The organism is Streptomyces sp. HSW2009 (assembly GCF_040240285.1).
Classification (GTDB): Bacteria; Actinomycetota; Actinomycetes; order Streptomycetales; family Streptomycetaceae; genus Streptomyces.
Window position 1 is genome coordinate 1 of record NZ_JBEHZD010000707.1, and the last position, 3,371, is coordinate 3,371.

Consider the following 3,371-nt stretch of genomic DNA (forward strand, 5'->3'; position numbering starts at 1 on the left):
CCCCCGGCCCCCCCCCCCCCCCCCCCCCCCCCCCCCCCCCCCCCCCCCCCCCGCCCCGGCCCGGGCCCCCCCCCCCCCCCCGCCCGGGGGGGGGCGCGGCGCACTTCTCGGCGAGGCACCCGGCTGCGCCCCGCCCCGCGAGCCCCGACCTGATCGCCTCCCGCCCCACCACCCATCACGCACCGTGACGAGCGGACCGGCCGGCTCCATCCCGGCGGAGCCGACGAACCCGCTGGTAGCCGGCCCACCACCGGCCCCGGCGCACCCGTTTCAGGCCAGGCGTGCAGTACGCTTCGCGCCCCTTCGCACACCCCGCGCGCGCCGGGCGCAGCAGGACGTAGGGCACATTGCGTACAGGGGTCCGGGGCGTCCGAACGCCGGCCGTCGCGAGAGGTTTCGTGACCGCAACCGTACGATGACCTGGAGGGCCCGCGTCCCGGACCGGGAAGTGGCAGTCGCCCTCTTGAGTGCGTGCCCCGGGTGGCTTTAGGTGGTGTGGGGGGCGATAAGCCCCCACACCGAGCCGGACCCCTCGGTCCGGCGGACGGGAGGCCATGCCATGCCCGAACAACTACGGCCGTCCAGGGCACAGACGGTCACCGAAGCCGAGGTGGAAGCCCTGGTCCACGGCATCTGTTTCAAGACCGGCCCGCCCAGTCGACTGGGAGTCGAACTGGAATGGCTGGTGCACGACCTGCACGACCCCCTGCATCTGGTGCAACCGTCGCGGTGGAGCTCCGCGACCGACGGCCTACGGGCCCTTCCGCTCCGGTCCGCCCTGACCTTCGAACCGGGCGGTCAGCTCGAACTCAGCTCCCGCCCCGCCTCCTCGCTCACCTCCTGCATCCAGGAGATGACCCAGGACCTCGCGGCGGTCAGAGCGTTCCTGGCGCCCCTCGGGCTCGGCCTCGCAGGCCACGGCCACGACCCCTGGCGCCCACCCCGCCGCATGCTCACCCAGGCCCGCTACTGCGCGATGGAGCAGTACCTGGACCGCTGGGGGCCCGCGGGCCGCACCATGATGTGCCGGTCGGCCTCCGTACAGGTCTGCGTGGACGCCGGGCACGAGGAACCAGGCCCGCTCGGGTACGGGCGGCGCTGGCGGCTGGCGCACCTGCTGGGCGCGGTGCTGGTGGCCGCGTTCGCCAACTCCCCGCTGGACCAGGGCCGGCCCACCGGCTGGCGCTCCACCCGGCAGGCGGCCTGGGCGGCGATCGACCCCGGCCGCACCCAGGCCCCCGCGGGCGGGCAGGACCCGCGGGCCGACTGGACGCGGTACGTGCTGGCGGCCCCCGTGATGTGCGTACGGGACGAGGACGGCGGCAGCGGGCCGTGGCAGGTGCCCGACGACGCGCTCAGCCGGCGCGACTGGGTCCGCCGGGGCCACCCGCGACCGCCGAGCCTGGACGACGTGGCCTACCACATCTCCACGCTCTTCCCCCCGGTCCGCCCGCGCGGGCACCTGGAGCTGCGCATGATCGACGCGCAGCCGGGGACGGACGGCTGGATGGTGCCGCTGGCGGTGACGGCCGCGCTGTTCGACGACCCGCAGGCCGCGGAGGCCGCGTACCGCGCGGTCAAACCGCTGGCCGACATGGCGGGCGCCTCGCCCGCGCCGCGCAACCCGCTGTGGGAGCGGGCGGCCCAACAGGGCCTTGGCGACCCGGAGTTGCACGCGGCTGCCGTGGCCTGCTTCGCCGCCGCGCAGGAGGCGCTGCCCCGGCTCGGCGCACCGCCGACGGTCGCCGCCGCCGTCGCGGCCTTCGACGACCGCTATGTCGCGCGGGGTCGATGTCCCGCCGACGACGTGCTCGACTCCATATCCGGGAAGGACGATCGCCCATGACCGGCACCGGACAGGGCACCGACCCCGCCGCCGACACCGGGCCCGACACCGCACCCGGCGCCACCGCAGGCACTGACCCGGAGCAGCTCAGGGCGCGCGCCCTGGACGCGCTGACCACCGCGCGGGCCCGCACCGCGCTGCTGACCGGCTCCGTGGACGACGCGGAGCTCACCGCCCAGCACTCGCCGCTGATGTCGCCGCTGGTGTGGGACCTGGCGCACATCGGCAACCAGGAAGAACAGTGGCTGCTGCGGACGGTGGCCGGCCGCACCCCGCTGCGGCCCGAGATCGACTCGGTCTACGACGCGTTCGAGCACCCGCGGGCCGAACGCCCCACGCTGCCGCTGTTGCCGCCCGCCGAGGCGCGCGGCTACGCGGCGGACGTCCGGGGCCGCGTCCTGGACGTACTGGAGCGCACACCGCTGCACGGCGGGCCGCTGCTGGACGCGGCCTTCGCCTTCGGCATGATCGCCCAGCACGAGCAGCAGCACGACGAGACCATGCTCATCACCCACCAGTTGCGGCGCGGCCCGGTGGCGCTGACCGCCGCTGACCCGCCGCCGGCCCCTGCGGACGCCGCCGCGCTCCCGGCGGACGTGCTGGTGCCCGGCGGGGAGTTCACGATGGGCACCTCGACCGAGCCCTGGGCGCTGGACAACGAGCGTCCGGCGCACCGCAGGGAGGTCGCCGCGTTCCGCATCGACACGGTGCCGGTGAGCAACGGTGCCTTCGTGCGCTTCATCGAGGACGGTGGGTACGCGGAGCCGCGCTGGTGGCATCCGCAGGGCCTGGCGATGGTCCGCGAGCACGGGCTGACGGCGCCGCTGTTCTGGCACCGCGAGGGCCGGCAGTGGCTGCGGCGCAGGTTCGGCGTCCGCGAGCCGGTGCCGCTGGACCAGCCGGTGGTGCACGTGAGCTGGTACGAGGCGGACGCGTACGCCCGGTGGGCGGGGCGGCGGCTGCCGACCGAGGCGGAGTGGGAGGTGGCCGCCCGGCTCGACCCGGCCACCGGCCGCTCGCGCCGCTACCCGTGGGGCGACGCCGACCCCACCGCCGACCACGCCAACCTGGGTCAGCGGCACCTGTCGCCGGCACCGGTGGGCAGCTATCCGCAGGGCGCGTCGGCGCTGGGCGTGCGACAGTTGATCGGCGACGTGTGGGAGTGGACGGCCAGCGACTTCCTGCCCTACCCGGGCTTCGTGGCCTTCCCCTACCGGGAGTACTCGCAGGTGTTCTTCGGCGCCGCGCACAAGGTGCTGCGCGGCGGCTCCTTCGCCGTGGACCAGGTGGCCTGCCGGGGCACCTTCCGCAACTGGGACCTGCCGGTGCGCCGGCAGATCTTCGCCGGCTTCCGCACCGCCTGCGACGTACCCTCGGACCAGCGACTGGAGCAACGGCCGGAACAGCAACCGGGCCGGCAACCGCACCGACGACTGGACCGGCGATGAGCGGGGCAGGACGCACCGCGAGCGTGCGGGCCCCGCGCCCCCCGGGCCGGGGACGGGGCCCCAGAAGTTCCCCCCCC

The 3,371-nt window shown here is 75.7% G+C and carries 2 protein-coding genes; both read left to right on the top strand.

The features are described from left to right. Positions 1 to 559 precede the first annotated feature (559 nt). Positions 560 to 1,846: an ergothioneine biosynthesis glutamate--cysteine ligase EgtA gene (egtA, locus tag AAHZ94_RS31055; protein WP_349997053.1), complete on the top strand. Its 1,287-nt coding sequence runs from the start codon at positions 560 to 562 to the stop codon at positions 1,844 to 1,846. Further along, positions 1,843 to 3,294: an ergothioneine biosynthesis protein EgtB gene (egtB, locus tag AAHZ94_RS31060; protein ID WP_349997054.1), complete on the top strand. Its 1,452-nt coding sequence runs from the start codon at positions 1,843 to 1,845 to the stop codon at positions 3,292 to 3,294. The genes egtA and egtB overlap by 4 nt, the downstream gene beginning before the upstream one ends. The last annotated feature ends 77 nt before the right edge of the window (positions 3,295 to 3,371 follow it).